Source organism: Pseudoxanthomonas gei, assembly GCF_010119615.1.
GTDB lineage: Bacteria > Pseudomonadota > Gammaproteobacteria > Xanthomonadales > Xanthomonadaceae > Pseudoxanthomonas_A > Pseudoxanthomonas_A gei.
Genome location: NZ_QOVG01000003.1, coordinates 172,064 through 196,965, shown reverse-complemented (window position 1 = coordinate 196,965; position 24,902 = coordinate 172,064). Strand labels below are relative to the sequence as shown.

At 64.4% G+C, this 24,902-nt stretch carries 26 protein-coding genes and 1 tRNA gene; 23 read left to right on the top strand and 4 right to left on the bottom strand.

The features are described 5' to 3' along the window. The first annotated feature begins 184 nt into the window (after positions 1–184). The gene (yegS, locus tag DT603_RS05930) at positions 185–1,114 is read left to right on the top strand and encodes a lipid kinase YegS (protein WP_162348942.1); all 930 of its coding nucleotides are present in this window, start codon (positions 185–187) and stop codon (positions 1,112–1,114) included. Here yegS and DT603_RS05925 read toward each other — a convergent pair. Beyond that, the gene (locus tag DT603_RS05925) at positions 1,111–2,817 is read right to left on the bottom strand and encodes a hypothetical protein (protein ID WP_162348941.1); all 1,707 of its coding nucleotides are present in this window, start codon (positions 2,815–2,817) and stop codon (positions 1,111–1,113) included. The genes yegS and DT603_RS05925 overlap by 4 nt on opposite strands. 213 nt (positions 2,818–3,030) lie before the next feature. Here DT603_RS05925 and trpE point away from each other — a divergent pair, with 213 nt between their 5' ends. The 7 genes from trpE to DT603_RS05890 all read left to right on the top strand — a co-directional run bounded on the left by trpE (position 3,031) and on the right by DT603_RS05890 (position 9,331). Then, positions 3,031–4,503, top strand: a complete 1,473-nt coding sequence (gene trpE, locus DT603_RS05920) for an anthranilate synthase component I (RefSeq protein ID WP_162348940.1) — start codon at positions 3,031–3,033, stop codon at positions 4,501–4,503. Then, on the top strand, positions 4,503–5,540 hold the full coding sequence (locus tag DT603_RS05915; RefSeq protein ID WP_162348939.1) for an SIMPL domain-containing protein: 1,038 nt from the start codon (positions 4,503–4,505) through the stop codon (positions 5,538–5,540). The genes trpE and DT603_RS05915 overlap by 1 nt, the downstream gene beginning before the upstream one ends. 3 nt (positions 5,541–5,543) lie before the next feature. After that, positions 5,544–6,122 (top strand): anthranilate synthase component II, encoded by a 579-nt coding sequence (locus DT603_RS05910; RefSeq protein WP_162348938.1) that lies wholly within the window; start codon positions 5,544–5,546, stop codon positions 6,120–6,122. A 144-nt stretch (positions 6,123–6,266) separates the two neighbouring features. After that, a complete protein-coding gene (trpD, locus tag DT603_RS05905; RefSeq protein WP_162348937.1) occupies positions 6,267–7,319 on the top strand; it encodes an anthranilate phosphoribosyltransferase in 1,053 nt (350 codons plus the stop codon). A gap of 64 nt (positions 7,320–7,383) precedes the next feature. After that, positions 7,384–7,728, top strand: a complete 345-nt coding sequence (locus DT603_RS05900) for an antibiotic biosynthesis monooxygenase family protein (protein WP_162348936.1) — start codon at positions 7,384–7,386, stop codon at positions 7,726–7,728. A 78-nt stretch (positions 7,729–7,806) separates the two neighbouring features. Beyond that, a complete protein-coding gene (gene trpC / locus DT603_RS05895) occupies positions 7,807–8,604 on the top strand; it encodes an indole-3-glycerol phosphate synthase TrpC (RefSeq protein WP_162348935.1) in 798 nt (265 codons plus the stop codon). Between the two features lie 4 nt (positions 8,605–8,608). After that, on the top strand, positions 8,609–9,331 hold the full coding sequence (locus DT603_RS05890; RefSeq protein WP_162348934.1) for a haloacid dehalogenase-like hydrolase: 723 nt from the start codon (positions 8,609–8,611) through the stop codon (positions 9,329–9,331). A gap of 129 nt (positions 9,332–9,460) precedes the next feature. Here DT603_RS05890 and crp read toward each other — a convergent pair whose 3' ends face one another. Beyond that, positions 9,461–10,147, bottom strand: coding sequence for a cAMP-activated global transcriptional regulator CRP (gene crp / locus DT603_RS05885; protein ID WP_162348933.1), 687 nt, complete (start codon positions 10,145–10,147; stop codon positions 9,461–9,463). Positions 10,148–10,308: 161 nt separating this feature from the next. On the opposite strand from crp, the gene speD reads away from it, so the two are divergent. Both speD and sugE read left to right on the top strand, forming a co-directional pair. Beyond that, the gene (speD, locus tag DT603_RS05880; protein ID WP_162348932.1) at positions 10,309–11,103 is read left to right on the top strand and encodes an adenosylmethionine decarboxylase; all 795 of its coding nucleotides are present in this window, start codon (positions 10,309–10,311) and stop codon (positions 11,101–11,103) included. Positions 11,104–11,281: 178 nt separating this feature from the next. After that, positions 11,282–11,599, top strand: a complete 318-nt coding sequence (sugE, locus tag DT603_RS05875; protein ID WP_162348931.1) for a quaternary ammonium compound efflux SMR transporter SugE — start codon at positions 11,282–11,284, stop codon at positions 11,597–11,599. Between the two features lie 41 nt (positions 11,600–11,640). On the opposite strand, the gene coq7 is transcribed toward sugE, so the two are convergent. Beyond that, positions 11,641–12,282, bottom strand: coding sequence for a 2-polyprenyl-3-methyl-6-methoxy-1,4-benzoquinone monooxygenase (coq7, locus tag DT603_RS05870; RefSeq protein WP_162348930.1), 642 nt, complete (start codon positions 12,280–12,282; stop codon positions 11,641–11,643). Between the two features lie 201 nt (positions 12,283–12,483). Here coq7 and rplM point away from each other — a divergent pair, with 201 nt between their 5' ends. The 6 genes from rplM (at position 12,484) to maiA (ending at position 16,418) form a co-directional block, all read left to right on the top strand. Further along, positions 12,484–12,912, top strand: coding sequence for a 50S ribosomal protein L13 (rplM, locus tag DT603_RS05865; protein ID WP_162348929.1), 429 nt, complete (start codon positions 12,484–12,486; stop codon positions 12,910–12,912). A 2-nt stretch (positions 12,913–12,914) separates the two neighbouring features. Further along, positions 12,915–13,307 carry a 30S ribosomal protein S9 gene (rpsI, locus tag DT603_RS05860; RefSeq protein WP_162348928.1) on the top strand — a complete coding sequence of 131 codons (393 nt, stop codon included), beginning with the start codon at positions 12,915–12,917 and terminating at the stop codon, positions 13,305–13,307. 112 nt (positions 13,308–13,419) lie between these two features. Continuing rightward, positions 13,420–13,494: transfer RNA gene (locus tag DT603_RS05855), tRNA-Gln, on the top strand. Between the two features lie 287 nt (positions 13,495–13,781). Beyond that, entirely contained in the window at positions 13,782–14,519 is a 738-nt protein-coding gene (locus DT603_RS05850; RefSeq protein WP_162348927.1) for a 2OG-Fe dioxygenase family protein, read from the top strand. A 146-nt stretch (positions 14,520–14,665) separates the two neighbouring features. Then, positions 14,666–15,655 (top strand): fumarylacetoacetate hydrolase family protein, encoded by a 990-nt coding sequence (locus DT603_RS05845; RefSeq protein WP_162348926.1) that lies wholly within the window; start codon positions 14,666–14,668, stop codon positions 15,653–15,655. Between the two features lie 97 nt (positions 15,656–15,752). Continuing rightward, positions 15,753–16,418, top strand: a complete 666-nt coding sequence (gene maiA / locus DT603_RS05840; protein WP_162348925.1) for a maleylacetoacetate isomerase — start codon at positions 15,753–15,755, stop codon at positions 16,416–16,418. A gap of 109 nt (positions 16,419–16,527) precedes the next feature. Here the strand turns inward: maiA and DT603_RS05835 are convergent, their stop codons facing one another. Further along, positions 16,528–17,670 carry a PilT/PilU family type 4a pilus ATPase gene (locus tag DT603_RS05835; RefSeq protein ID WP_162348924.1) on the bottom strand — a complete coding sequence of 381 codons (1,143 nt, stop codon included), beginning with the start codon at positions 17,668–17,670 and terminating at the stop codon, positions 16,528–16,530. Between the two features lie 95 nt (positions 17,671–17,765). Between DT603_RS05835 and DT603_RS05830 the strand changes: the two genes are divergently transcribed. The 7 genes from DT603_RS05830 (at position 17,766) to DT603_RS05800 (ending at position 24,900) form a co-directional block, all read left to right on the top strand. Then, entirely contained in the window at positions 17,766–18,164 is a 399-nt protein-coding gene (locus DT603_RS05830; RefSeq protein ID WP_162348923.1) for a DUF4398 domain-containing protein, read from the top strand. Next, positions 18,161–19,036 (top strand): OmpA family protein, encoded by an 876-nt coding sequence (locus DT603_RS05825; protein WP_162348922.1) that lies wholly within the window; start codon positions 18,161–18,163, stop codon positions 19,034–19,036. The genes DT603_RS05830 and DT603_RS05825 overlap by 4 nt, the downstream gene beginning before the upstream one ends. Positions 19,037–19,389: 353 nt before the next feature. Beyond that, a complete protein-coding gene (locus DT603_RS05820) occupies positions 19,390–19,608 on the top strand; it encodes an HP1242/YdcH family protein (RefSeq protein ID WP_093286560.1) in 219 nt (72 codons plus the stop codon). Positions 19,609–19,791: 183 nt separating this feature from the next. After that, a complete protein-coding gene (locus tag DT603_RS05815; RefSeq protein ID WP_162348921.1) occupies positions 19,792–21,162 on the top strand; it encodes a pyridoxal-phosphate dependent enzyme in 1,371 nt (456 codons plus the stop codon). Positions 21,163–21,193: 31 nt separating this feature from the next. Then, a complete protein-coding gene (locus DT603_RS05810) occupies positions 21,194–22,096 on the top strand; it encodes a class I SAM-dependent methyltransferase (protein WP_162348920.1) in 903 nt (300 codons plus the stop codon). Between the two features lie 89 nt (positions 22,097–22,185). Further along, positions 22,186–23,373, top strand: coding sequence for a cystathionine gamma-synthase (locus DT603_RS05805; RefSeq protein ID WP_162348919.1), 1,188 nt, complete (start codon positions 22,186–22,188; stop codon positions 23,371–23,373). Positions 23,374–23,397: 24 nt separating this feature from the next. Then, positions 23,398–24,900 carry a glycosyltransferase family 4 protein gene (locus DT603_RS05800; RefSeq protein ID WP_162348918.1) on the top strand — a complete coding sequence of 501 codons (1,503 nt, stop codon included), beginning with the start codon at positions 23,398–23,400 and terminating at the stop codon, positions 24,898–24,900. Positions 24,901–24,902 lie beyond the last annotated feature (2 nt).

Here is a 24,902-nt window from a genome sequence, read left to right as displayed (position 1 = left end):
GGTGGAAAAAGGACGGTCGCTTGCGCGGCCGTCCCCGGGGAAATAATTGGAGGCTTATCCTGCCTCCGCCAGTCGTCCCTGCTATGGCCTTCCATGCTGCGGACCGAACATGACAGGCGCATGAAATTCACCCGGGCGTCTTTCCTCGCTGCTAGCCTTCGGCATCCCCCATGAGAAAACGTCCATGACGTCCCCACGCTGGCGCCTGATCCTCAACGGAAAATCCGCGGGCGATGATGCCTTGCGGGACGCAGTGGCGACCTTGCGCGCGCGCGGCGTCATGCTGGATGTGCGGGTGACCTGGGAAGCAGGCGATGCCGAGCGCTATGTCTCCGAAGCCATCGAGGAAGGCGCCGACACCATCATCGCGGCCGGTGGCGACGGTACCCTGAGCGAAGTCGCCACTACGCTGGCGCGCCGCGACGAACCCGCGGGGCGATTGCCCGCATTGGGACTGGTGCCGCTCGGAACCGCCAATGATTTCGCCGCCGCCGCGCAGTTGCCAATGGAGGCACTGCCCGCAATGGAATCGATCGCCACTTGGTCGGTGGTGCCTGTCGACCTGATCAGGGTGGTGACCGCAGAGGGAGGAACCCACTGGTGCGCCAACCTTGCCAGCGGCGGCTTTGGCACCCAGGTCACCGTGGAAACGGACGACGGCTTGAAGAAGATGCTCGGCGGCCTGGCTTACCTCATTACCGGCATCTCCAGGCTGGGTCGCATCGAACCCATCCATGCCCGCCTGCACGGGCCGGACTTCGACTGGGAAGGCGAGCTGATTGCCCTCGGTATCGGCAACGGGCGCCAGGCCGGCGGCGGCCAGGTTTTGTGTCCCGAGGCGCTGGTCAACGATGGCCTGCTGGATCTGACGATCGTGCCAGAACTGTCGGGCGAGGTCGCCGCCACCGTTGGCACCCTGGTCACCAGTGGCCGGGGCGCTGCGCTAGAGCGCGTGGCCGTACGCACGCGGCTGGAATGGATAGAGATCGAGTGTCCGCAGCCGCTGTCCCTGAACCTGGATGGCGAGCCGGTGGAGTCGATGCGCTTCCGCATCGACTGCGTGCCAGGGCGCGTGCGCATGTACCTGCCGCCGGGTTGCCCGCTGCTCGGCTAGTTCACAGGTATTGCGGCAAGAGGTCGATTGCAGAATGCAACGACCCGGGCTTGCCACCCTGCCGATGCCAACGCCCATCCCTGCCAGTGACCATGGCGGTCCTTGCGGATCGCCATGCCGGAAGCCACGCCTTGCGCGTCCACCAGCAACAGCCTGGCGCAAGGCGATGCCTCAAGATCGAAGCTGACCGCGTATCCAGGCGGCCCCAGCGCGTTATCTACTGGCCGCAGTTGCAAGTGCTGGACCGGAACAGGCTGGCTGGACTTGACCGGCTTGCCCATGGCCTGGGTTTCCGGCCATGCGAATACCGATTTTTGTGCGCGCTGCAGCAGCGGCCGCGTCTCCGTTACTTCACCCAACACGCTTTCCCCCAGCACCATCGCGGGGTCCAGCACGCCCACGGCAACGCCCAGGCCAGTCATCCCGGCGGTGGACCTGGTGTGGTCTGCCAGATGCGCCATCCACAACTGGCTGGGAACCAGCACCACGCCGATCAGCAGGATCGCCAAGGAACGCCGGTACAGGCGTCGGGGCTCGCTGCGGATCGCTGCCGACATCGCCAGCCCTGCCCAGAACAGGCTGGACCAGGGCAGGTAACGTGGGGCGACGACCTGGGAAGGGTGCTGGATGAAATAACCGGCGCGGGATACTGCAACCAGCAATCCCACTGTGAGTCCAAACCACGCCATTGCCAGGCCAACCTGTTCAACGCGCTGCCGCTGCGGCCTGCGATGGCAGGCGTGGCTGGCAAGTGCCAGCCAGAGGCAGCCGGCCAGCCCGATCACCAGGTGCGGCCAGCGTGCCAGCATCACTGGCCCGAATGCATGCTCGTAAGCCTGGGCGACGACCAGGGACGGAGCGCGCACCATTTCGACTGGTATCGCTGCGGCAAGCTTGGGGTCCAGCAATGGCCAGCCTGCATAGACGAAGGCGGCGGAGAGCCAGCGCAGCAGGGTGGAAAGCTGTTCCACTGGCGAAAAACGCATTGCCGGATCCACCCCGCTGTTTCCCAGCGCCAGGTGCAGAAGGACTGCGGCCAGGGCCGCGGCCGCAATGACCGCCACCGGCCTCCACGGCGCGCGGCGCAACAGCAGCATGGCCAGAAAGGCGGCAAAACAGGCAATGCCGCTGCCAAAGGAATAGGTGGCCACGGTGCCCAGCGCCACCACCGCTGCCAGCAAGCCGGGCGAGCGGTCCGCATCGGCGCCGGACAGCAGCCAGCTGGCACTCACCAGGCACAGCATCACCAGATAGGCATGCACCGATTCACTGCCATGGGCCAGGCTGCGTTCGTTGCCTAGCCAGAAAATCCCGAGCACGGCGACCAACAGTGCGGCCGCCTTTGCCAAAGGCGGGACCGGTTCGCGCCGGATCGCATTGGCCAGTACCGCGATCGTGGCGCATGCCAGCAGGGCGCCCACCACGATCTGCAGCCACTGGTTGCCATCCAGCCAGTGCAGCTCGGCGACCCGCACCAGGTTGGGCAGGATTTCACGATGGCCGTTGTCGGCGTCCAGCACTTTCCAGGGCCATGCGGTGGAAAGGAAATGGCCGGTGAATCGCCACGGATCCGCGTACAGCACCTTGGGCGAGAGCGCGAACATGGCGGCCAGGCCGGTGGTGGCGAAGCCTGCCGACGCCAGCCACAGCAGCTTCAGCAGCCAACCTTGTCGTTGCGGCAAACGGTCAGGCGGAATGCTCATACCAGTGCGGTGGCGGTCTGCGGCAGATCGGCAATGGTAGGGCAGATTGCAGGCGCGTCCTGCAGGGTGATGCGATGCACAAGGCTTCAGGCTAAAGTACCGGCGTGACCAAGCAGACGCCCTGCCACCTCCTTTCCTCCGCTTGCGCCGGTTGGCGACGGTGGCCTGATGCCGTCGTCTGCCCTGCCACCGCGCCCCGGAAGGAATGCCTCCTTGATCACGCAAGTCCAGTTCCAGCAACACGCCGCTAACGGCCACACCCGCATCCCCGTCGTCCGCGAAGTGCTGTCCGACCTGGATACGCCGCTTTCGGTCTACCTGAAACTCGCCGACGCCCCACACACCTACCTGCTGGAATCGGTGGAAGGCGGCGAGCGTTTCGGCCGGTATTCGATCATCGGCCTGCCTGCCAAACGAGTGGTCACCTTTCGCGGTCATGCGATGGAAATCCGCGACGATGGCTTGGTGACGGAGCAGCGCCAGGTCGCAGATCCGTTTGCCGAAGTGGAAGCGTTGCGCGCTTCCTATTCGGTTCCGGAACTCGAAGGCCTGCCTGGCTTCACCGGCGGGCTGGTGGGCTGGTTCGGATTCGAGTGCATCGGCTACATCGAGCCTCGCCTGGCTGGCGGCGACAAGCCTGACGAACTCGACACGCCCGACATCCTGCTGATGCTTTCCGAAGAGCTGGCGGTGTTCGACAACCTCAAGGGCCGCCTGTACCTGATCGTGCATGCCGATCCAGGCGAGGAGAACGCCTGGGACAACGCGCAGTCGCGACTGGATGAGCTCACCGGCAAGCTGCGCCAGCCCGGCTCCTACCCCGCGCCGATAACCCGCGACGTGCTGGATGAAAGCCACTTCGTTTCCGGCTTCACCCACGACGGCTTCATCGCGGCGGTGGAGAAATCCAAGGAATACATACGCGCCGGCGACATCTTCCAGGTGGTGCTGTCGCAACGGCTCAGCGTGCCGTTCAGCGCGCGGCCAGTGGACGTCTACCGGGCACTGCGCGCGCTGAACCCCTCGCCCTACATGTACTTCGTGGATGTGGGCGACGTGCAGGTGGTCGGTTCCTCGCCGGAAATCCTGGTGCGCCTCGAGGACGGCGAAGTCACCGTGCGGCCGATTGCCGGCACCCGGCCGCGCGGTAAAAATCAGGAGGAAGACCTCGCCCTGGAGGCCGAGCTGCTGGCCGATCCCAAGGAGCGCGCCGAGCACCTGATGCTGATCGATCTGGGCCGCAACGATGCGGGCCGGGTCTCCGCCGCCGGCACCGTGCAGGTGGGCGAGCAGTTCGTGATCGAACGTTACAGCCATGTCATGCACATCGTCAGCGAGGTGACCGGCAAGCTGCTGCCCGGCCTGAGCTACGCCGACGTGCTGCGTGCCACCTTCCCCGCAGGCACCGTCAGCGGCGCGCCCAAGATCCGCGCGCTGGAAGTGATCCGCGAGCTGGAACCGATCAAGCGCAACGTCTACGCCGGCAGCATCGGCTACATCGGCTGGCACGGCGATGCAGACACCGCCATCGCCATCCGCACCGCGGTGATCAAGGACGGCCGGCTGCACGTGCAGGCCGGCGCCGGCATCGTCTACGACTCCGATCCCGAGAAGGAATGGGACGAGACCATGAACAAGGGCAGGGCCTTGTTCCGGGCGGTGGCGGAAGCGGCGAAGGGGTTGTGATGGAAAATGCAGCGATCGCAATCCCACGTATCGAGGAGAGGACTTGGACAAGGCTGGCGGCTGCAGGTCGCCCAGGCAAAGGTCACATCCGAATCGTCATCCCCGCGAAGGCGGGGATCCAGCGACTTCAGCCGTGGAAGCAAAGTCGCTGGGTTGACCAGCTGGCGCTGTTGAAAAAGCACTTCCGCCTTCGCGGGAATGACATTCGGCTTTTTATTCAGCCTGTCAGGCATATCCCGAAGCAGTCATCCAAAAAAAAGGAACATCGCGTGAATCTTAGGACCACAGTGCTCATGCTCCTGTCGCTGATTGCGGCAGATGCATCCGCGCAAGTCAACGCCTTGCCGCCGACTCGTCATATCCTGGTTTACGGAGATGCGCAGGCGCGCGCGATACCGGATCGATTCAAAATCACGATCGAGTTCGAGGAAATTGATGCGAGTGCGCAAGTTGCAAGGGATAGATTGCAGAGAAGCTACGAAGGCGTGCTGGAATTATTGAGTAATTCTCGTGTTCCGGACGGCGAGATTGTTGCCACATCGCTTGAGATCGGCCCGTACGAGCGCTACGACAACAAGAAGGAAGAGGAAGTCTACGCAGGCGTGTCTGCCTCAAGGAAACTGACTGTCCGGTTTTCGGATACGGCAAGCCTGGAGAAATTCCTGGCGGGAATTAAGGCCAGCGAACAGGTGCAGGTATCGGGCATATCAACGGAGCTTTCCACGGAACAGGCGTTGAAGGATCAGCTTCGTTTAAAAGCGATTGAAAGTACGCGTAAAAAGGCAGAGGAGATTGCCAAGGCTTATGGTGCACGCGTTGGCGGCCTGTACAGCGTTTCCGACGTGGCACCGCAGTTTAATTATGGTGTTAGGGAAGGGAGTTGGCAGGGGGGATACGGTTGGGATGGCGATAGCAGAACCCTCGACAGGGTGGAAGTGACGGGAGCAAGAATCAATCGAATGCAAACAGAGTCGTTCAAGGTTGGGTACGTGAATTTCACCGACAAGATCTACGCAGTATTCCTGCTCGCGGACTGACCTATGCTCCTGATGCTCGACAACTACGACAGCTTCACCTACAACCTCGTGCAGTACCTGCAGACCCTGGGGGCCGAGGTCAAGGTGGTGCGCAATGATGCGTTGACGGTGGACGAGATACAGAAGCTCGCGCCGGAGCGCATCGTGATCTCGCCGGGTCCCTGCACGCCCAACGAAGCGGGGGTCTCGCTGGAGATCATCGAGCGCATGGGCGCCACCACGCCCATCCTCGGGGTGTGTCTGGGTCACCAGAGCATAGGCCAGGCCTATGGCGGCGACGTGATCCGGGCCAAGACCATCATGCATGGCAAGACCTCGCGCATCCGCCATGAAGGCAAGGGCGTGTTTGCCGACCTGCCTGATGCCTACGAAGCCACCCGTTACCATTCGCTGGTGGTGGATCGCGGCACCTTGCCCGATGTGCTGGAGGTCACCGCCTGGACCGAACTGGAAGATGGTTCGTTCGAAGAGATCATGGGCCTGCGCCACAGGGAATTCCCGGTGCAGGGCGTGCAGTTCCATCCGGAGTCGATCCTGACCGAGCATGGGCATGCGCTGTTGAAGAATTTCCTGGAACAGTAACGACCGTCGCTCCCGCGGAGCCGGGAACCGCTCTGGCTTCTCGCCGAGAGCGATTCCCGCCTCCGCGGGAATGACGAACAGGAATGTTTAGCCTTTCCCGATTCCCGATTCCCGATTCCCGATTCCCGATTATTGGCCTCCCTCATGCCCATCACCCCGCAAGAAGCCCTGCAACGCACCATCGAGCATCGCGAGATATTCCATGACGAAATGGTGGACCTGATGCGACAGGTCATGCGTGGCGAAGTCTCGCCGACCATGACCGCCGCCATCCTGTCCGGCCTGCGGGTCAAGAAGGAGACCATTGGCGAGATCGCCGGCGCCGCCACGGTGATGCGCGAGTTCTCGCGCACGGTGGACGTGCCGGACAAGCGGCATCTGGTCGACATCGTCGGCACCGGTGGCGACGGCTCGCATACCTTCAACATTTCCACCGCTTCCATGTTCGTGGCCGCGGCCGCCGGTGCGCGCATCGCCAAGCACGGCAACCGCAGCGTGTCCTCCAAATCCGGCAGCGCCGATGTGTTGGAAGCGCTGGGCGCAAACATCGAACTGCAGCCCGCACAGGTTGCCGAATCGATCGAAGCAACCGGCATCGGCTTCATGTTCGCCCCGGTGCACCACCCGGCGATGAAGGTGGTGGCGCCGGTGCGCCGCGAAATGGGCGTGCGCACCATCTTCAACATCCTGGGGCCGCTGACCAATCCGGCCGGCGCGCCCAACATCCTGATGGGCGTGTTCCATCCGGACCTGGTCGGTATCCAGGCACGCGTGCTGCAGGAGCTCGGCGCCGAGCGCGCACTGGTGGTATGGGGCCGCGATGGCATGGACGAGCTTTCGCTGGGCGCGGCGACCCTGGTCGGCGAGCTGCGCGATGGCGTGGTCACCGAATACGAATTGCATCCGGAGGACTTCGGTATCGCCATGTCCGCCAGCCGCAACCTCCGGGTGTCCGATGCGGCCGAGTCCAGGGCCATGCTGCTCGGCGTGCTGGACAACCGCCCCGGGCCGGCGCGCGAGATCGTGGTGCTGAACGCCGGTGCGGCACTTTACGTGGCCGGCGTGTCCGCCAGCATCGAGGAAGGCATCGCCTTGTCGCGCGAAGTCATCACCACGGGTGCGGCGCTGGCCAGGCTGGAGGAGTTCGTGGCAACGACAAGTAAACTGGGGCTCAAGACGCTACAGCCGGAAATCTAGGGTCGGCATGATCACCGAGTGAGGCCGATGGTCGATGCAGCAATGGCGCCCGAGGGACAAGCACATGAATGACGGATTTGCCCTGTTACCCAAGCCGCCGTACTACGCCGTCATATTTTCCTCGCAGCGTAACGCGTCGGATGAGGAGGGTTATGGCGCCACCGCCCAACGGATGGTCGAGCTTGCGCGCGAGCAGCCGGGTTTCCTTGGCGTGGAATCCACCCGTGGAGCCGACGGGTTCGGCATCACCGTTGCCTATTGGGAAAACGAGGAATCCATCCTCGCCTGGCGTCGCCACGCCGAGCACACCGCTGCCCGGGAACGCGGACGCAGCGACTGGTATGACCACTTCGAACTGAGGATTGCAAGAGTAGAGCGGGCCTACGGTTGGGATAGAGATAGTCGGTGACTGCCTTGCCGGCCTGTTTGAGCCGCAATGGCCTAGAATTCCGCATGTCCGTGCTGCATCGTCACCCATAAGGCCGCAATGAGCGACATCCTCAACACCATCCTCGCCCGCAAGGCCGGGGAGATTGCCGAACGCAGCGTGCGCGTGCCCTTGCCTGAACTGATGGCGCGCGTGGACGATGCCTCGCCGGTACGCGGCTTCGCCGACGCCCTGCACGAGCGCATCGCCACCGGCGACGCTGCGGTGATCGCGGAAATCAAGAAGGCCAGCCCGTCCAAGGGCGTGATCCGCACCGATTTCCGCCCGGCGGAACTCGCCATGAGCTATGAATTCGGGGGCGCGGCCTGCCTGTCGGTGCTGACCGACGTGGATTTCTTCCAGGGCGCCGACGCCTACCTGCAGCAGGCCCGCGAGGCCTGCACGCTGCCGGTGCTGCGCAAGGACTTCACCATCGATCCCTACCAGGTGTACGAGGCGCGCGTGCTGGGCGCCGATTGCATCCTGCTGATCGTCGCGGCCCTGGACGATGGGCAACTGGTCGACCTGTCGGGCCTGGCCATGCAGCTGGAAATGGACGTGCTGGTTGAAGTGCACGACATCGACGAGCTGGAACGCGCGCTGCAGGTACCGGTGCCATTGATAGGTATCAACAACCGCAACCTGCGGACCTTCGAGGTCTCGCTGCAGAACACCTTGTCGATGAAGGATGCGGTGCCGCGGGACCGCCTGCTGGTCACCGAGAGCGGCATCGTGGTGGCCGAGGACGTCGCCCTCATGCGCGCGGCCGGGGTCAATGCCTTCCTGGTCGGCGAGACCTTCATGCGCGCGGATGAACCGGGCGACGCGCTGCGTCAGTTATTCTTTCCCTATGAGTGAAGCCATGTCCCCGCAGGCCTATCCCGTGCCGCGCGACGATGCGCCGGTAGTCGTGTTCGACTTCGACCACACGCTGTACGACGGCGACTCCTTTGGCCATGTGCTGGGCTGGATGCTGAAACGCAATCCGTTGCGGGCGCTGGTCGCGCTGGCAGCGACGCCCGTGCTGGGACCGATGGTGGCCTTGCTGCCGACGCGCCGCCGTGGCATCACCGGCTATGTGTGGATAGGTACGTTCGGCCTGCACGGGCGCCGCAGTTTCGATGCCCTGCTCGACCTTTACGTGGCCACCCACCAGGACCAGATCCGCCAGCGCCTGCTGCCGATCGCACTGGAGGTGCTGCGTGGGCACCGCGCTTCGGGCGACCGCGTGGTCATTGCCACGGGCGCACCGCCCGAGCTGGCGCGCGCCATCCTTGCGTTCGTGACCCACCAGGACGTGCCGGTCATCGGCACCGCGGTAGGGCCGCGCTTCGGCGCGATGGGCGCACGGCGGCACTGCCACAACGAAGAGAAGGTGCGCATGCTGGAAGAACGTGGCTACGGCGAAATCGCCGTCGCCTATTCCGACAGCAGCGCCGACCTGCCGCTACTGCACGCCGCGCACGCGCCGGTGGTGGTGAACCCCAAGGCCAAGCGGGTGGAGATGTTCCGCAAGGTGTTGCCGGCCGGAACGCCGATCCTCAACTGGGGCTGCAAGGACCGCGCAGGCCAGGCCGTGGCATAGGGTGGGGCCCGACCCACCATTGCCATCCCGCAGCCCGCATGGGCAATCATCGAGGCGCCTGCCAACGAAATCACAGGCAAGAAGAAGGCGGGCCGAAGCCCGCCTTCTTCGATCCCCAAACCGGTGCGTTCAGCGCGTGCCGTACAGCACGACGGTCTTGCCGCGGGCGTGCAGCACGCCATCGGCCTGCTGCTTCTTGAGCACGCGGCCGGCCATTTCGCGCGAACAGCCGACCAGGCGTGCCAGCTCCTGCCGCGACACACGCAACTGCGTGCCCTGCGGGTGGCTCATGGCCTCCGGCTCGCGAGCCAGGTCGTGCAGGGTGCGGACGATGCGGTCGGTCACGTCCAGGAAGGCCAGGCGGCTGGCTTTCCTGCTGGTGTCCAGCAGCCGGCGTGAGAGCTGCGAGCCAATCGAGTACAGCAGGCGTGGCGCGTCGGCGACCAGCGTCCCTGTGAACAGCTGGTGCAGGCGCTCATAGCCGATCTCGGCCAGTTCGCACTGGGTGCGGGTGCGCAGGATCACTTCGCGGCGGTCGGATTCGATGAACAGTCCCATCTCGCCGACGAACTCGCCGGTGCCGAAATAACCCAGCACCAGCTCGCGGTCATCCTCTTCCTCGGTGATGATGCTCACCGAACCACTGACCACGTAATACATGGTGCCGGCCGGATCGCCGGGGCGGAATACGTCGGCGCGCGCCGGATAGCGGCGACGGTGGCAATGGGCCAGGAAGCGTTCGATGGTGGCGGCATCGGGCGTCAGCGGGCTGGGCGCAATGCGGGCAGGATTTGAAATCGGGGTACCTAGGCTCATCGGGGGATATCAAGCTACGGTTAAGCAAGCTTAGTCTGAATACGGGCGCGACGGCAAACCCATACCGGTAGCGCAGGGCCCGGAGCGCACCGACATTCCGCTGTCACCCCGTTTGCCCCATAATCCCGCCCCTTGTCGTCTCCCCCAGAGGGATTACCGCCGTGGTCAAACCGCTTCCGCGTCTCAGGCTCCAGGGTTTCAACAACCTCACCAAGGCGCTGAGCTTCAACATCTACGACGTCTGCTACGCCGTTTCGGAAGAAGAGCGCCAGCGCTACATCGCCTACATCGACGAGGAATACAACGCCGACCGGCTGACCCAGATCCTGACCGATGTGGCCCAGATCATCGGCGCCAACATCCTCAATGTCGCCCGCCAGGACTACGATCCGCAGGGCGCCTCGGTGACCATCCTGATCTCCGAAGAGCCGGTGATCGACAAGAAGATGGCCGGCAAGGAGATCATTTCCGATGCCGTGGTCGCGCACCTGGACAAGAGCCACATCACCGTCCACACCTATCCCGAAACCCATCCGCAGCATGGCATCGCTACCTTCCGCGCCGACATCGACGTGGCCACCTGCGGGGTGATTTCGCCGCTGAAGGCGTTGAACTACCTGATCGAGAGCTTCGAGTCGGACATCGTGGTGGCCGATTACCGCGTGCGTGGCTTCACCCGCGACGTGAAAGGCAAGAAGCACTACATCGACCACAAGATCAACTCGATCCAGGACTTCCTGGCCAAGAACATCAAGTCCCGCTACGAGATGTTCGACGTCAACGTCTACCAGGAAAACATCTTCCACACCAAGCTGCATCTGAAGGACTTCGACCTGGACCAGTACCTGTTCGAGGAAAAGGCCAAGAATCTTTCGTTCAAGGAGCGCATGAAGATCGAAGCGCTGTTGAAGCGCGAGATCGAGGAGCTTTTCCACGGGCGCAACCTGGTCGAATAATCGGCCATCGGCCGGGGTTACCCAGGCTTGGGCAAACGTCCGTTATCGTGTGACCAGCAAGAAACAAGCGGGACGACCCGCGCGCAGGCATCGCCTGCGCTACCAAGACCGACGGCGGTCCGTGGCGAAAGCCCCGGGCCGTTTTCGTTTCATGCAACTGCTTTCGAGGAAAACACCAATGCCCTGGATCTATCTGCTGCTGGCCGGAATCTTCGAGATCGGCTTCGCAATCGGCCTGAAGTACACCGAAGGGTTCACCCGCCTGTGGCCCAGCATCGGCACCGTGGCCGCAGCGGCGATCAGCCTGTGGTTGCTGACCCAGGCGTTGCGCACCATTCCGGTGGGCACCGCCTACGCGATCTGGACCGGCATCGGTGCGGTCGGCGTGGCCACCCTGGGACTGGTGCTGTTTTCGGAAAGCGCCTCGCCGGCGCGACTGCTGTGTATCGCCCTGATCGTCAGCGGCGCGATCGGCCTGAAGCTCACCTCGGCTTAGCCCGGGCGTAGTGGGTCGTCGCTCCTGCAGTCGTGCGGCTTTCAGAGCCGGTAGGCCACGGCTTTCATGAGATTCGAAGCGGCCGTCATCAACGCCGGAATCGGCTGCGGCAGGATGCGCGCACCTGCTTTTTCGGCATGGTCGGCATGGCGGGCCTCGTCGGCCTTCATCACCTTGATGATTTCCCGACTGCGCAGGTCGGCTTCAGGCAGCGTCTGCAGGTGTTCGTCGAGGTGGGCCTCGACCTGGTGTTCGGTTTCCACCACGAAGCCCAGGTTCCAGCCGTCGCCGCGCAGGCCGGCCAGCGCTCCCAGCGCGTAACTGCCGGCGTACCAGAGCGGGTTGAACAGGCTGGGGCGGCTGCCCAGCTCGGCCAGGCGGTCGCCGCACCAGGCCAGGTGGTCGGTCTCTTCCTGGGCCGCTTCCAGCAGGTGCTCGCGGGTCTGCGGGTCGCGCGCCACCGCGGCCTGACCAACGTACAGGCCCTGGGCGCAGACCTCGCCCACGTGGTTTATCCGCATCAGGCCGGCGGCGTGGCGGCGTTCGGCCTCGTCCAGCTCCACATCGGCCGTGTCTGCGGCTGGATTGGGGCGTCGGGCGAGGGGTTTCCCGGCCACGGTATCCAGTGCGTTCTGGGCATCCACCAGCAGGCGGTCGAGGGCGGAAAGGGCTCGGGCAGTCATGGCTGCCATTGTGCCGGGTCCCGGCCGTGAGGTCTCCGTTCGGCCCGGTAACGGGCTCGAGGGGCCTGGTTTGCTTGCAATGCAGCACGACGATACGTACAATCCGGCCTCTTTCGTTCCACCCTTACAACGCGTGGCAAAGTTCCGGCGGGTGTTTCCACCCGGCGCAATCCGCCCGACCAAACAACATCGAGCTCCTTCATGAATACGTTTAGCGCCAAGTCCGAGACCGTCCAGCGTGACTGGTACGTCGTCGACGCAGCAGGCAAGACCCTCGGTCGCCTGTCCACCGAGCTGGCCCGCCGCCTCCGCGGCAAGCACAAGCCGGTCTATACCCCGCACGTCGATACCGGCGATTACCTGGTGGTGATCAATGCCGAGAAGATCCACGTGACCGGCAACAAGCTGGCCGACAAGATGTATTACCGGTTCACCGGTTACATCGGCAACCTCAAGAGCGAAACCCTGGGCCAGGCGCTGGAGCGCCACCCCGAGCGCGTCATCGAGATCGCCGTCAAGGGCATGCTGCCGAAGAACACCCTGGGCCGTGCGATGTACCGCAAGCTCAAGGTCTACGCAGGCCCCAATCACCCGCATGCCGCCCAGCAGCCGCAAGTCCTGGATATCTGATCATGGCAATTACCCAGAATTACGGCACCGGCCGTCGCAAGTCCTCCATCGCCCGCGTGTTCCTGCGCAAGGGTACCGGCGCCATCAGCGTCAACGGCCGTCCGCTCGACGAATTCTTCGGGCGCGAAACCGCCCGCATGATCGTGCGCCAGCCGCTTGAGCTGACCAAGAACACCGAGTCGTTCGACATCATGGCCACCACTTCCGGCGGCGGCACCACCGGCCAGGCCGGCGCCATCCGTCTGGGCATCGCCCGCGCGCTGGTGGAATACGACGAAACCCTGAAGACCGAACTGCGCAAGGCCGGTTTCATGACCCGCGACGCCCGCGAAGTCGAGCGCAAGAAGGTCGGCCTGCACAAGGCTCGCCGCGCCACCCAGTTCTCGAAGCGTTAATCGGTAAAGCAGTAAACGGTAAAGTCGCCCGCCAAGCGGGCTGGAAAGTGGTTTTTGCATCCACCATTGACAGACGGCGCAGCCGTCGACTTTACTATCAACCAGTCAACACAGCCCCGTCGCCAAGCGGTAAGGCATCTGCCTCTGACGCAGACATTCGGTGGTTCGAATCCATCCGGGGCTGCCATACAAGTCGTACGTACCATCGCAGGGGCAGGCGCCACGCCCCCGCAGCAGAAACCCGCCTTGTGCGGGTTTTTGCGTTTCAGGCGCGGGCGGGCAGGGCTGAGCAGTTGCGCAGGGCTTCATCCCGGAGCCGCCGCCGATCCCGTTTGAATCGATGCCTTGCCGTGTCGAAGGCAAAGCAGGCGACAATCTGCATCTTTGCAGTTCCTGGCAATTGCGTGGTTCGAGCGGCTCGCCACTCACGGCTTCGATTTCGCCAGACCTGCTCAAACTTGCATCGGGGCTTCCATGGTCACCAGCTTTCCACCTCCTTTCGTCGGCATCACCGAGCTCACCGCGTGCCTGCGCGAACGTGGCTATGCCGTCCTGGCTCCCGCCGACGTAGCCCAGCTGTGTGGTGTTGAGCTGCAGGCGCTGGAGGCATTGACCCCCGCCTGGGACGACCTGCAACCGGACCATTACCTCAAGGACGGGGGAAGTTACCGCAAGCGTCGGCATTCGTGTTTCGTGGTCGATCAGGACGCCCTGACCCTCGCGCCGCATCGGGCCCATTGGCAGTCGGAGGAATACAACGCCTTGCATGGCGGCATGCGCCGCTGGTTCGAGCCGATCGGGCCCGGCACGCTCGTGCAGCCGGCGTGGGATGCGCTGCTCAAGGCCATAGCCCGGATCTGCGATGTGCTGAAGGGCCAGCAGGCCTGGTACCTGGAAGCACACCAGTTCCGCATCGATACCGCCGATGGCATTGGCAGGCCCACGCCCGAAGGCGCCCATCGCGATGGCGTCGACGTGGTCGCCGTGCTGCTGGTAGGGCGGCATGGCATCAGTGGCGGCGAGACGCGGGTGTTCGATGCCAACGGTCCCGACGGCCAGCGCTTTACCCTGACCGAGCCCTGGAGCCTGATGCTGCTGGACGATGCGCGGATGATTCACGAATCCACGCCTATCCAGCCGACCGCGGACTACGGCTACCGCGATACGCTGGTGCTGACCTACCGGGCGGGCAACTTCCAGGGCGACGAATGACCCTGTGTCCATTTGCTTGTGGGGCCTGCCCGGCTGCTCCTTGACGAGAAGGGCTGGGCAGCCGGTCCGGCTCGGCAAGGTGCTCTCGGCGGGCTAGCTAGTTACAATTGAAACAATAGGCCGCTACGCAGCCAACGGAGATTCGGATGAAACTGGGTTCACTGAAGGAAGGCGGCCGCGACGGCACCCTCATCGTCGTCTCGCGAGACCTCACCCGCGCGGTGCGGGCCACCGGCATCGCGCCGACCCTGCAGGTCGCGCTGGAAGACTGGTCCAACCTGGCCCCCCGCTTGAATGCCCTGTCCGAATCGCTGGACCGTGGCGATTCCGATGGAATCTTCGCCCTTGATTTCCAGGCGTTGGCCGCACCGCTGCCGCGCGCTTACGAGTTCGTCGATGGCAGCGCCTATCTTCCCCACGTCGAACGCGTGCGCCGTGCGCGCGGCGCCGAAGTGCCGGAGAGCTTCTACACCGACCCCCTGATGTACCAGGCCACCAGCGCCGGCTTCCATGGCCCGCGTGACGCAGTGCGCGTGGTCAGCGAGGACTACGGCATCGACCTGGAAGCCGAGATCGTGGTCATCACCGATGACGTGCCCATGGCGGTGACGCCGGCCCAGGCTGCCGCGCACATCCAGCTGATCGGCCTGGTCAACGACGTATCGCTGCGCAACCTGATCCCGGGTGAATTGAACAAGGGCTTCGGCTTCCTGCAATCCAAGCCGCGATCGGCGTTGTCGCCGGTCTTCGTCACACCCGATGAGCTGGGCGAACATTGGCGCGACAACAAGCTGCACCTGCCGCTGCTCACCCATGTCAATGGGGAGTGGTTCGGCGCGCCGGAAGCCGGCGTGGACATGCAGTTCGACTTCTCGCAACTGGTGGCCCATGCCGCCAGGACCCGGCCGCTGTCTGCCGGCACGATCGTCGGCTCCGGGACCATCGCCAACGTGGACACCTCGAAAGGCGCGTCGTGTTTCGCCGAAAAGCGCACGGTGGAAACCCTGCGCGACGGCAAGCCAACGACGCCTTTCATGAAATTTGGCGACACGGTGCGCATCGAGATGGTAAATAGTGATGGCACTTCCATTTTTGGCGCGATCGAACAACGGATCGAGATCCAGCCCTTGCCCTGAACCACTGCATGGGCGCAAATGCGAGAACGGTGATGCGCAGGCCTGATTCCATGCACCACAGCGTCATCCGCCAGTTTTCCACAGGCCAGGATCGCCGATGAGTGAGCAACTACGCCTTTACTCCTACTGGCGCTCCAGTGCGGCCTATCGCGTGCGCATCGGCCTGAACCTCAAGGGGCTTGCCTACGAGACCCTGCCGGTGCACCTGGTCCGCGACGGGGGCGAACAGCACCAGCCCGGCTACGTGGCCGTGAACCCGCAACACATGGTGCCCACGCTGATGCACGGCGTGCGCGTGATCCGGCAGTCGGTGGCCATCCTGGAATACCTGGACGAGGCCTGGCCTTCGCCGCGCCTGCTGCCGATGACGGCGCGTGACCGCGCCCGGGTGCGCGGCCTGGCGCAACTGGTTGCCAGCGACATCCATCCCCTCAACAACCTGCGCGTGCTGCGCTACTTCGAACAGACCTGGCGGGTACCCCAGGCCGAGCGCGACGAGTGGATCAAGCACTGGATCGTGGAAGGCTTCGAGGCCATGGAAGCCTTGCTGGAAAGCGACCCGGCGACGGGCGCCTTCTGCCATGGACAAGTGCCGGGACTGGCCGATTGCTGCCTGATTCCGCAGGTGTTCAACGCCCGCCGTTTCGGCGTGGACCTGGCGGCGTTTCCCACCATCCGGCGGATCGAGCAGGCCTGCCTGGAATTGCCCGCGTTCATCGAGGCCATGCCGGACAAGCAGCCGGATGCGCAGCAGCTGGCGTAGCGGCCGCGGTTAGGCCAGGTGTTTGAAAGATTGCGGTTCCCGGTCACTTCCGCAATGGCGGAAGTGACCGGGACCTTGCATGCGATTCGGGCAGGCGCGCTACCCGTGATCAGCCAAATCCCTGGGTGATGCGCGGCGGGCCCGACGAAGCGCTGGTGTCGTAATCGGCATACGGGTCGTGTTCGCCGCTGCTGCCTTCGGACAGGCGGAACTTCAGGGCCAGGCCATCGCGTGAGTCGGCGGCGCGCAGCGCCTCCTCCTGCTCGATGCGGCCTTCCTTGACCATGCGGAACAGGCACTGGTCGAAGGATTCCATGCCGTCTTCCAGCGAAGCCTCCATGGCGGCCTTGATCTCGTGCACCTGGCCGCGGCGCAGCAGGTCGCGGATCATCGGCGTGTTGATCAGGACCTCGGCCGCGGGCATGCGGCGGCCGTCCTTGCCCTTGACCAGGCGCTGCGACACCACGGCGCGCAGGTTCAGCGCCAGGTTCATCAGCACGTTCTTGTGCGCAGTCTCGGGGAAGAAGTTGAGGATGCGCTCGATGGTCTGGTCGGCGTTGTTGGAATGCAGCGTGGCCAGGCAAAGGTGGCCGGTTTCGGCGAAGGCGATCGCCGCTTCCATGGTCGTGGCGTCCAGGATCTCGCCGATCAGGATCACGTCCGGCGCCTCGCGCATCGCGTTCTTCAACGCGTTGTGGAAAGCGTGCGTATCCAGGCCGACTTCGCGCTGGTTGACGATGGACTGCTTGTGCTTGTGCAGGTACTCGATCGGATCCTCGATGGTGAGGATATGACCGGTGGTGGTGCTGTTGCGGTGGTCGATCATCGAGGCCAGCGAGGTGGACTTGCCCGAGCCAGTGGAGCCGACCAGCAGCACCAGCCCGCGCGGGGTCATGATGATGTCCTTCAGCACTTCGGGCAGGCTCAGCTCCTCGATGCTGGGGATCACGCTGCGGATCGCGCGGATAACCATGCCCACTTCACCGCGCTGCTTGAACACGTTGATGCGGAAGCGGCCTGCGTCCTGCACGGCCAGGGCCATGTTGAGTTCCAGGTCGCGTTCGAACTGCGGCACCTGGCCTTCGTCCATCAGCGAATAGGCGATCTTCTTGACCATGCCGGCAGGCAGGCCGGTGTTGCCCAGCGGATAGAGCTTGCCTTCGATCTTGATGTAAACGGGTGCCCCGGTGGTCAGGAACATGTCCGAGGCGTTCTTTTCCGTCATCAGCTTCAGGAAGTAGCCGATATCCATGTGCGATGTTCCCCAACATTGGCATCGCACCGTTGCATGTGCGACGCAGGCTTCCGACAATGGCCGCGCATTCCCCTAACGCCACGGCACTCCCAATGAATCGTAGCTTCGCACAATTCCGCCGATCCCTGTGTGTGATGGTTGGCGCAATGGCATTGGGAGCCGCGTTGTCGGCGCCTGCCTACTCCCAGGTTGCAGCGGTGCCGGAACTGGCGGTTGCGCAGCAGGCAGTGAACCGCGCCGACCAGGCCGACGCCGACCAGTACGCGCCCGACCTGCTGGCCTCGGCCCGCAGCGCGCTGGCCCAGGCGCAGGCGGCCGCCGCCGACCGCCGCGAGCGCAGGCAGGCTCCCGAATTGGCCCTGCGTGCGACGGTGGATGCGGAACTCGCGCGGGCCCGCAGCAATGAAGCGATCGCCCAGGCCCAGGTGCAGCAGCGTCGCCAGGAAATCAGCGAACTGCAGCGGACCCTCGACCTGGAGCCGGCCCGATGAGGGCTCCCCTGTTGGCCTGCGCCTTGTTGCTGGCCGCGCTGCCGGCACTGTCGGCCGAGCGGCCCGAGGTGGTCGCCCTGAACCAGCGCCTGGTCATGCTGCAGTCGGATCCGGAGCGGGCAGAGCTCGCCGCGTTCGAGCGCTTGCAGGCGCAACAGGCCGTGGCTGCCCTGGCCAAGGCGCGTGGCAAGCAGCGCGACAGTGCGCTTTACATTGCCGACCGCCGCGTCGAAATCGCAGAAACCGCCGCCCGCGCTGAAGCGGCGCGCCGCGAAGCGGACCGGCTGGAGCGCACCCGCAGCGAACTGCTGGTGGAAGCCAGCCGCCGCGAAGCGGCCCGCGCCCGCCAGGAAAACGAGCGCCTGCGCATCCAGGCCCAGATCCAGACCGAGGAGGCCGAGCGCTTGCGGGTCGCCGCCGAAGCCGAGACCCTGGCCCGGCAGGACGCCGAGGACATGCTGACCTCGGTGGCCGGCCAGCAGACCGCCAAACTCGGCGCCGCACGCCAGAAGGAAGCCCAGCTGGCGCGGCAGGAGGCCGAACTGATGTCGGGCAGCAAGCTGCCCGCCTCGCGCTTCGAGGACCGGGGCGAAGTCTTCACCCTGGGCGCGGCAGCCTTCGGCAGCGGCCAGGCCAAGCTGTCCGCTGCCGGTTCGGCCAGCGTTTCGGCACTTGCCGCCTACCTGCAGGCCAACCCGAAGGCCAAGGCCCGGATCGAGGGCTTCGGCGACAAGCAGACGCCCGGCCAGCGCAAGGCCGACGCGGTCCGTGACGCGCTGGTGGCGGCCGGAATTCCCAAGGCCCGTCTGCAGTCCGCCGCGAAGGGCGAGGGAACCAGGGCGCGGGCGGTGGACGTGGTGGTTGCGCAATAGTTTTTGCTTGGAAAACAAATACTTGTACCGTATACCCTTGATCTGGGTGGGTTTACGGGAATGGCCGGTGAGGCTGTATTTCCCAATCCAATCAATCACTTGCAAGCAGGGTTGCCGGGGTGGAAATCAGGGAGTAGGGTCATAACCCCAGGTGGCCCCCGTCGCCTGGCTCACCGGAGATTCGAGCCGATGACGCCCAAGCACCAACCAGAGGACACCGCAGTCGGCCATCGGGCCAATGCGGGTGATTTTGGGGAATGCACCCGTCAATGCCCGACGTTCCGCTCCCAAGCCAACGCCCTGTGCCTGCAAAGGCCGGGGCGTTCGTATTTCTGCTGAAGGAGGTTCACGCCATGTTCGAAGGACAGCCGCAAACCGAAATAGACGCATTGATGAAAGCCGACCCGGAGTTCAAGCAGCTCTACCAGCGACACCGCGAACTCAACAAGAAAGTCACCGATGCCGAACTCGGTGTCCTTCCGATAGACGACACCACCCTGGGCCAGATGAAGCGCGAGAAGCTCGCAGCGAAAGAACGGCTCATACGAATCTACGACGCCAAACCCCACTGACGTCGCCCCGCGTTCCATTGTCGCGGGCGGCGACAGCCTCCTCGTCGGCTGTCGCCGTCCGCGTCACTCACAATCGCAAGGCCCGCTTCGGCGGGTTTCTGCTTTTCGGCGCCCGGCAAGTCGCGGCACGCCGGCGATGCGATAATCCCGGACCCACAAGCTGCACGCGAGCGCACCTCCGGCATGGCCATCCATTCTTCCGTCCTCGAACTCATCGGCGAAACGCCCATCGTCAGGGCCCAGCACCTCGATACCGGCCTGTGCGAGGTCTACCTGAAGCTGGAAAGTGCCAACCCGGGCGGCTCCATCAAGGACCGCATCGGCATGTCGATGATCGAAGCGGCGGAACAGCGCGGCGACCTGAAGCCCGGCGCGACGCTGGTGGAAGGCACTGCCGGCAACACCGGCATAGGCCTGGCCCTGGTGGCGCAACAGAAGGGCTACAAGCTGGTGCTGGTGGTGCCGGACAAGATGAGCCGGGAAAAGATCTTCAACCTCAAGGCCATGGGCGCCGAGGTCATCCTGACCCGTTCGGACGTGGCCAAGGGCCATCCGGAGTATTACCAGGACCTGGCCGCACGCGTCGCCAGCGAAACACCGGGTGCGTTCTTCATCAACCAGTTCGGCAACCCGGACAATCCCGCTGCGCACGAGTTCGGCACCGGCCCGGAGATCCTGCGGCAGATGGACGGCCAGCTGGATGCCATCGTGTTCGGATGCGGCAGTTCCGGCACCATGACCGGCCTGTCGCGCTCCTTCGCCCAGCATGCGCCGCAGGTGGAACTGATCCTGGCTGATCCGGTCGGCTCGATCCTCACCGAGTACATCAACGAAGGCACGTTGAGCGAAAAGTCCGGCAGCTGGATGGTGGAAGGCATCGGCGAGGATTTCCTGCCGCAGATCTCCGACTTCACCCGGGTCAAGAAAGCCTACGCGATCAGCGACAAGGAAAGCTTCCTGACCGCGCGCGAGCTGCTGGCCAAGGAGGGCATCCTGGGCGGTTCCTCCACCGGCACCCTGCTGGCGGCGGCGCTGAAATACTGCAAGGAACAGACCACGCCGAAGAAGGTGCTGGTGTTCGTCTGTGATACCGGCAACAAGTACCTGTCGAAGATGTACAACGACTACTGGATGCTGGACAACGGCTTCATCGAACGGGCCCAGCATGGCGACCTGCGCGACCTGATCCTGCGGCCCTACAGCCAGAAGGACACCGTGGTGGTCAGCCCGACCGACCTGCTGACCACCGCCTACCAGCGCATGAAGCTGTACGACGTCTCGCAACTGCCGGTGATGGAAGGCGAGAAGCTGGTCGGCATCGTCGATGAAAGCGACGTGCTGCTGCATGTGTATGGCGACGAGGACCGTTTCCGCGATCCCGTCTCCACCGCGATGGTGAGCAAGCTGGACCGCTTGGACGTCAAGTCGCCGATCGAGGCCTTGCTGCCGGTCTTCGACCGGGGCCAGGTTGCAATCATCACCGACGGCGATGCTTTCCTGGGACTGATCACGCGGATCGATTTGCTCAACTACCTGCGCCGCCGGGTACAGTAGGGGCCGGTTGCCGCCGTCCGGGACGTGCCGAATGTTCCAGAGCAGGAAGCTGATCAACCCCCGCAGTTACCAGCCGTCCTTGCCGGTGCCGAAGGGCTACAGCAAGGCCGGCATCCTCGACTCGCTGGTGTCGGTTTCGATAAGTGGCAGTGCCACCGGCGAATTGAGGGACTACGCCACCGCGGACTGCGAGCGCTTCCTGCATACGCTCGACCTGGTGCCCCAGGACGCGGAAGGCCGCATGCTCGAGATCGGCGCCAATCCATACTTCACCACGTTGCTGATGCGTCGTTTCAGGCCAGCCCTTGCGCTGGACCTGGTCAACTTCTTCGGCCCGGAGGCTGTCGACAGGGCGCAGGAAGTGGTGTTCCGAAATTTCGAAGGCGTTGAAGAGCGGACCACCTTCGATTTTCTCAACTTGAACATCGAAGCCGACGCCCTTCCGTATCCTGACGACCACTTCGACCACATAATTTTTTGCGAAGTGCTGGAACACCTCACAATCGATCCGCTGCGCGCGGTGATGGAACTCAAGCGCGTCCTCAAGCCAGACGGTTGCATGGTGCTGACGACTCCCAATGCGGTGCGACTGGAGAACGTCATCGCGTTTATCGAAGGCCGCAACATCTACGACCCGTATTCGGCCTACGGACCGCATGGCCGCCATAACCGTGAATACACCCGTCATGAGTTGCACCAGCTCATGGAGCATGCTGGCTTCAGGATAGAGGTCAGCTACACCGGCAATGTCCACGACGACATCGGGTCGGCGCAGGCGTCAGCGAGGATAGTCAACGCAGCCATCCAAGCCCAGAAGTCGCGTGAGCATGACTTGGGCCAGTATCTCTTCACGCGTTGGCGAAACACGCCGGCGGGCAATGCAAAGCTGCCGCGCTGGTTGTACCGCAGTTATTCTGAAGACCGGATGGCCTAGGCTCGCAGCCATCGCCAGTCAGCGATGGCCTTGCCACTGCAGGCCGGATGATAGAATCGAATACTGGTTCAAACGGTATGGAATACGACATGGGTGATGCAGAGCACACCGGATTGACGGGATCGCAAGGGTTCGCAATGGCCACGCTCGCCATCCACGGCGGCCAGTCGCCGGATCCCAGCACCGGGGCGGTAATGCCGCCTATCTACGCCACCAGCACTTATGCGCAGGCCAGTCCCGGCGTGCATCAGGGCTTTGAGTACTCGCGAACCCACAACCCGACCCGCTTTGCCTACGAGCGCTGCGTGGCTGCGCTGGAAGGCGGAACCCGGGGCTTCGCCTTCGCCTCCGGCATGGCCGCCAGTTCCACCATCCTGGAGCTGCTGGACAGCGGTTCCCACGTGGTGGCGATGGATGACCTCTATGGTGGCAGCTACCGTCTGTTCGAGCGCGTGCGCCGGCGCACCGCGGCCCTGGACTTCAGCTACGTCGACATGACCGACATCGCGGCGCTGGAGGCCGCGATGAAGCCCCAGACAAAACTGGTGTGGATCGAAACCCCCACCAACCCCATGCTCAAGATCGTCGATATCCGCGCGGCCGTCGCGGTCGCGCGCAGGCATGGCGCGCGCGTGGTGGTGGACAACACCTTTGCCTCGCCGGTCCTGCAGCGGCCGCTGGAGCTTGGCGCCGACATCGTCATGCATTCGGCGACCAAGTACCTCAACGGCCATTCCGACATGGTCGGTGGCATGGTGGTGGTCGGCGCCGATGAAGAACTTGCCGAGCAGATGGCGTTCCTGCAGAACTCCACGGGCGCGGTGCAGGGGCCGTTCGACAGCTTCCTGGCCTTGCGCGGCCTCAAGACCCTGCCACTGCGCATGCACGCGCATTGCAGCAATGCGCTGGCGCTGGCGCAGTGGCTGGACACGCATGCGGCGGTGGAACGCGTCATCTATCCCGGCCTGCCATCGCATCCGCAGCACGCACTCGCCGCCCGGCAGATGCAAGGCTTCGGCGGCATCATCTCGGTGGTGGTGAAGGGCGGGCTGGCCGCGGCGACCCGGTTCTGCGAGACCACGCGCCTGTTCACGCTGGCCGAGTCGCTGGGCGGCGTCGAAAGCCTGGTCAATCATCCGGCGGTGATGACGCACGCCTCGATTCCATTGGACCGTCGTGAAGCCCTGGGCATCAGCGATGGACTGGTCAGGCTCAGCGTCGGCATCGAAGACCTGGCCGATCTGCAAAGTGACCTTGCCGCCGCGCTTGCGGCCTGAGTTCCGCTGCGCATGGCTGCGGCGATGACGGGTAACCCGGCAATGGATCCCGGCCCGGGCGAAACGGCCGCCCTCCATCGCCTCTGGCTGCAGATGGCCGCGAAGGAAGCCAGGTGCCGCTCGCTTGAGGCCAGGCTGGCGCAGATGGAGCAAAGCAGGAGCTGGCGAATTACCGCGCCCTTGCGCGCCCTGGCGGGCCGCTTCCGCGGACCTGCATCAGTCCGGCCCGAAGACGGGTCTGCCGGACTGGCCGACAGCGGCTCCAAGACGCATGCGCCGGCTTGGCAGGAAGTGTTCGAGGAAACCACCCGAAGCGCGGGCCTGCCGGCAGGCTTGGGCGGCGTTGCGGGCGCGCCCCGTTGTCTGGTCGACGTGACCGAGCTTGCTGCAGAGGATCTGGGTGCCGGTGTGCAGCGGCTGACCCGGCGCTGGCTGAACGAATTGCTGGTGGCACCGGCAGGATATGCCATCGAGCCGGTGCGCCTTGGCGAGCGGGGCGGCTATGTGCTGGCACGCCAGTTCCTGGCCGAATTGCTTGGGCTTGCCCCCGGAGCGCTGGGAGCCGACACGGAACTTGAACCGGTCCTTGGGGACTACCTGCTGGGACTGGACTTCTGCCGTGATCGCGCGGCGGCGCTGGATCTTGCCCTGGATCGGCTGCAACAGGCCCGGGTTCCGATCGCACTGGTACTCCCCGACATGTTGCCTGCCCAGCATCCGGACTGGTTTCCTCCATCCATCGCCCCGGCCTTTGCCTCCTGGCTGCAGGTCTGCGCGCGCCGGGCTGACACGGTTCTGTGCATTTCCAGGGACGTGGCCGAGGTCCTGCGCAAGCGGCTGCCGGAAGGCTGCTGTCCGCGGATCGTGGTATTGCCCATGGGTGCGGACCTGGCCGCGGGCGCGCCGGTTCCGCTTCCGGCCAGACAGCCTGGCGCCCTGCGCCTGCTGATGGTCGGCACCATCGAACCCCGCAAGCGCTACGCGCAGGCGCTGGATGCATTCGAACTGCTGGAACGGCGCGGGGTAGCGGTCGACTTGCTCATCGTCGGCCGCCCGGGTTGGGAAACCGCGGCCCTGCTCGCACGGATCAGGCGCCTCGCGTCGAGCAAGCCCAACCTGCACTGGCTGGACGATGCCGACGATGCCACGCTGCAGGCCGCCTACCGGCAATCGGAGCTGCTGGTGATGGCGTCGGCGGGAGAAGGCTATGGCTTGCCCATAGGCGAGGCCGCGCTGCTTGGTTGCGAGCTGTTGCTCAGGGATATTCCGGTCTTCCGCGAAGTCGCCGGCGCCTCGGCAAGTTATTTCGATGGCAACGACGGGGCATCGCTTGCCGATGCGATCACGCGCTGGATTGCGGCATACGGAACACGGCCGGATCCCAACGCACGCGACTGGCTGAGCTGGCAACACAGCGCGTTCAGCCTGAAAAATGAGACAATTCAATGGGTCAGCGAGGCCGACGCCCAGCCTGTTCAACGCGTCACGGTTGCCGGATCGGACCCCATTCCCCCAGCTGAGACTTGAGC

Coding starts and splice junctions, on each gene's coding strand:
- sugE (WP_162348931.1), top strand. CDS start 11,282: ATGCCCTGGATCTATCTGCTGCTGGCCGGAATCTTCGAGATCGGCTTC.
- DT603_RS05800 (WP_162348918.1), top strand. CDS start 23,398: ATGACGGGTAACCCGGCAATGGATCCCGGCCCGGGCGAAACGGCCGCC.
- maiA (WP_162348925.1), top strand. CDS start 15,753: ATGAGTGAGCAACTACGCCTTTACTCCTACTGGCGCTCCAGTGCGGCC.
- DT603_RS05890 (WP_162348934.1), top strand. CDS start 8,609: ATGTCCCCGCAGGCCTATCCCGTGCCGCGCGACGATGCGCCGGTAGTC.
- crp (WP_162348933.1), bottom strand. CDS start 10,147: ATGAGCCTAGGTACCCCGATTTCAAATCCTGCCCGCATTGCGCCCAGC.
- DT603_RS05910 (WP_162348938.1), top strand. CDS start 5,544: ATGCTCCTGATGCTCGACAACTACGACAGCTTCACCTACAACCTCGTG.
- DT603_RS05810 (WP_162348920.1), top strand. CDS start 21,194: ATGTTCCAGAGCAGGAAGCTGATCAACCCCCGCAGTTACCAGCCGTCC.
- DT603_RS05805 (WP_162348919.1), top strand. CDS start 22,186: ATGGGTGATGCAGAGCACACCGGATTGACGGGATCGCAAGGGTTCGCA.
- DT603_RS05850 (WP_162348927.1), top strand. CDS start 13,782: ATGGTCACCAGCTTTCCACCTCCTTTCGTCGGCATCACCGAGCTCACC.
- DT603_RS05820 (WP_093286560.1), top strand. CDS start 19,390: ATGTTCGAAGGACAGCCGCAAACCGAAATAGACGCATTGATGAAAGCC.
- DT603_RS05900 (WP_162348936.1), top strand. CDS start 7,384: ATGAATGACGGATTTGCCCTGTTACCCAAGCCGCCGTACTACGCCGTC.
- rpsI (WP_162348928.1), top strand. CDS start 12,915: ATGGCAATTACCCAGAATTACGGCACCGGCCGTCGCAAGTCCTCCATC.
- coq7 (WP_162348930.1), bottom strand. CDS start 12,282: ATGACTGCCCGAGCCCTTTCCGCCCTCGACCGCCTGCTGGTGGATGCC.
- DT603_RS05815 (WP_162348921.1), top strand. CDS start 19,792: ATGGCCATCCATTCTTCCGTCCTCGAACTCATCGGCGAAACGCCCATC.
- trpC (WP_162348935.1), top strand. CDS start 7,807: ATGAGCGACATCCTCAACACCATCCTCGCCCGCAAGGCCGGGGAGATT.
- trpD (WP_162348937.1), top strand. CDS start 6,267: ATGCCCATCACCCCGCAAGAAGCCCTGCAACGCACCATCGAGCATCGC.
- DT603_RS05915 (WP_162348939.1), top strand. CDS start 4,503: ATGGAAAATGCAGCGATCGCAATCCCACGTATCGAGGAGAGGACTTGG.
- DT603_RS05825 (WP_162348922.1), top strand. CDS start 18,161: ATGAGGGCTCCCCTGTTGGCCTGCGCCTTGTTGCTGGCCGCGCTGCCG.
- DT603_RS05830 (WP_162348923.1), top strand. CDS start 17,766: ATGAATCGTAGCTTCGCACAATTCCGCCGATCCCTGTGTGTGATGGTT.
- DT603_RS05925 (WP_162348941.1), bottom strand. CDS start 2,817: ATGAGCATTCCGCCTGACCGTTTGCCGCAACGACAAGGTTGGCTGCTG.
- DT603_RS05835 (WP_162348924.1), bottom strand. CDS start 17,670: ATGGATATCGGCTACTTCCTGAAGCTGATGACGGAAAAGAACGCCTCG.
- rplM (WP_162348929.1), top strand. CDS start 12,484: ATGAATACGTTTAGCGCCAAGTCCGAGACCGTCCAGCGTGACTGGTAC.
- yegS (WP_162348942.1), top strand. CDS start 185: ATGACGTCCCCACGCTGGCGCCTGATCCTCAACGGAAAATCCGCGGGC.
- DT603_RS05845 (WP_162348926.1), top strand. CDS start 14,666: ATGAAACTGGGTTCACTGAAGGAAGGCGGCCGCGACGGCACCCTCATC.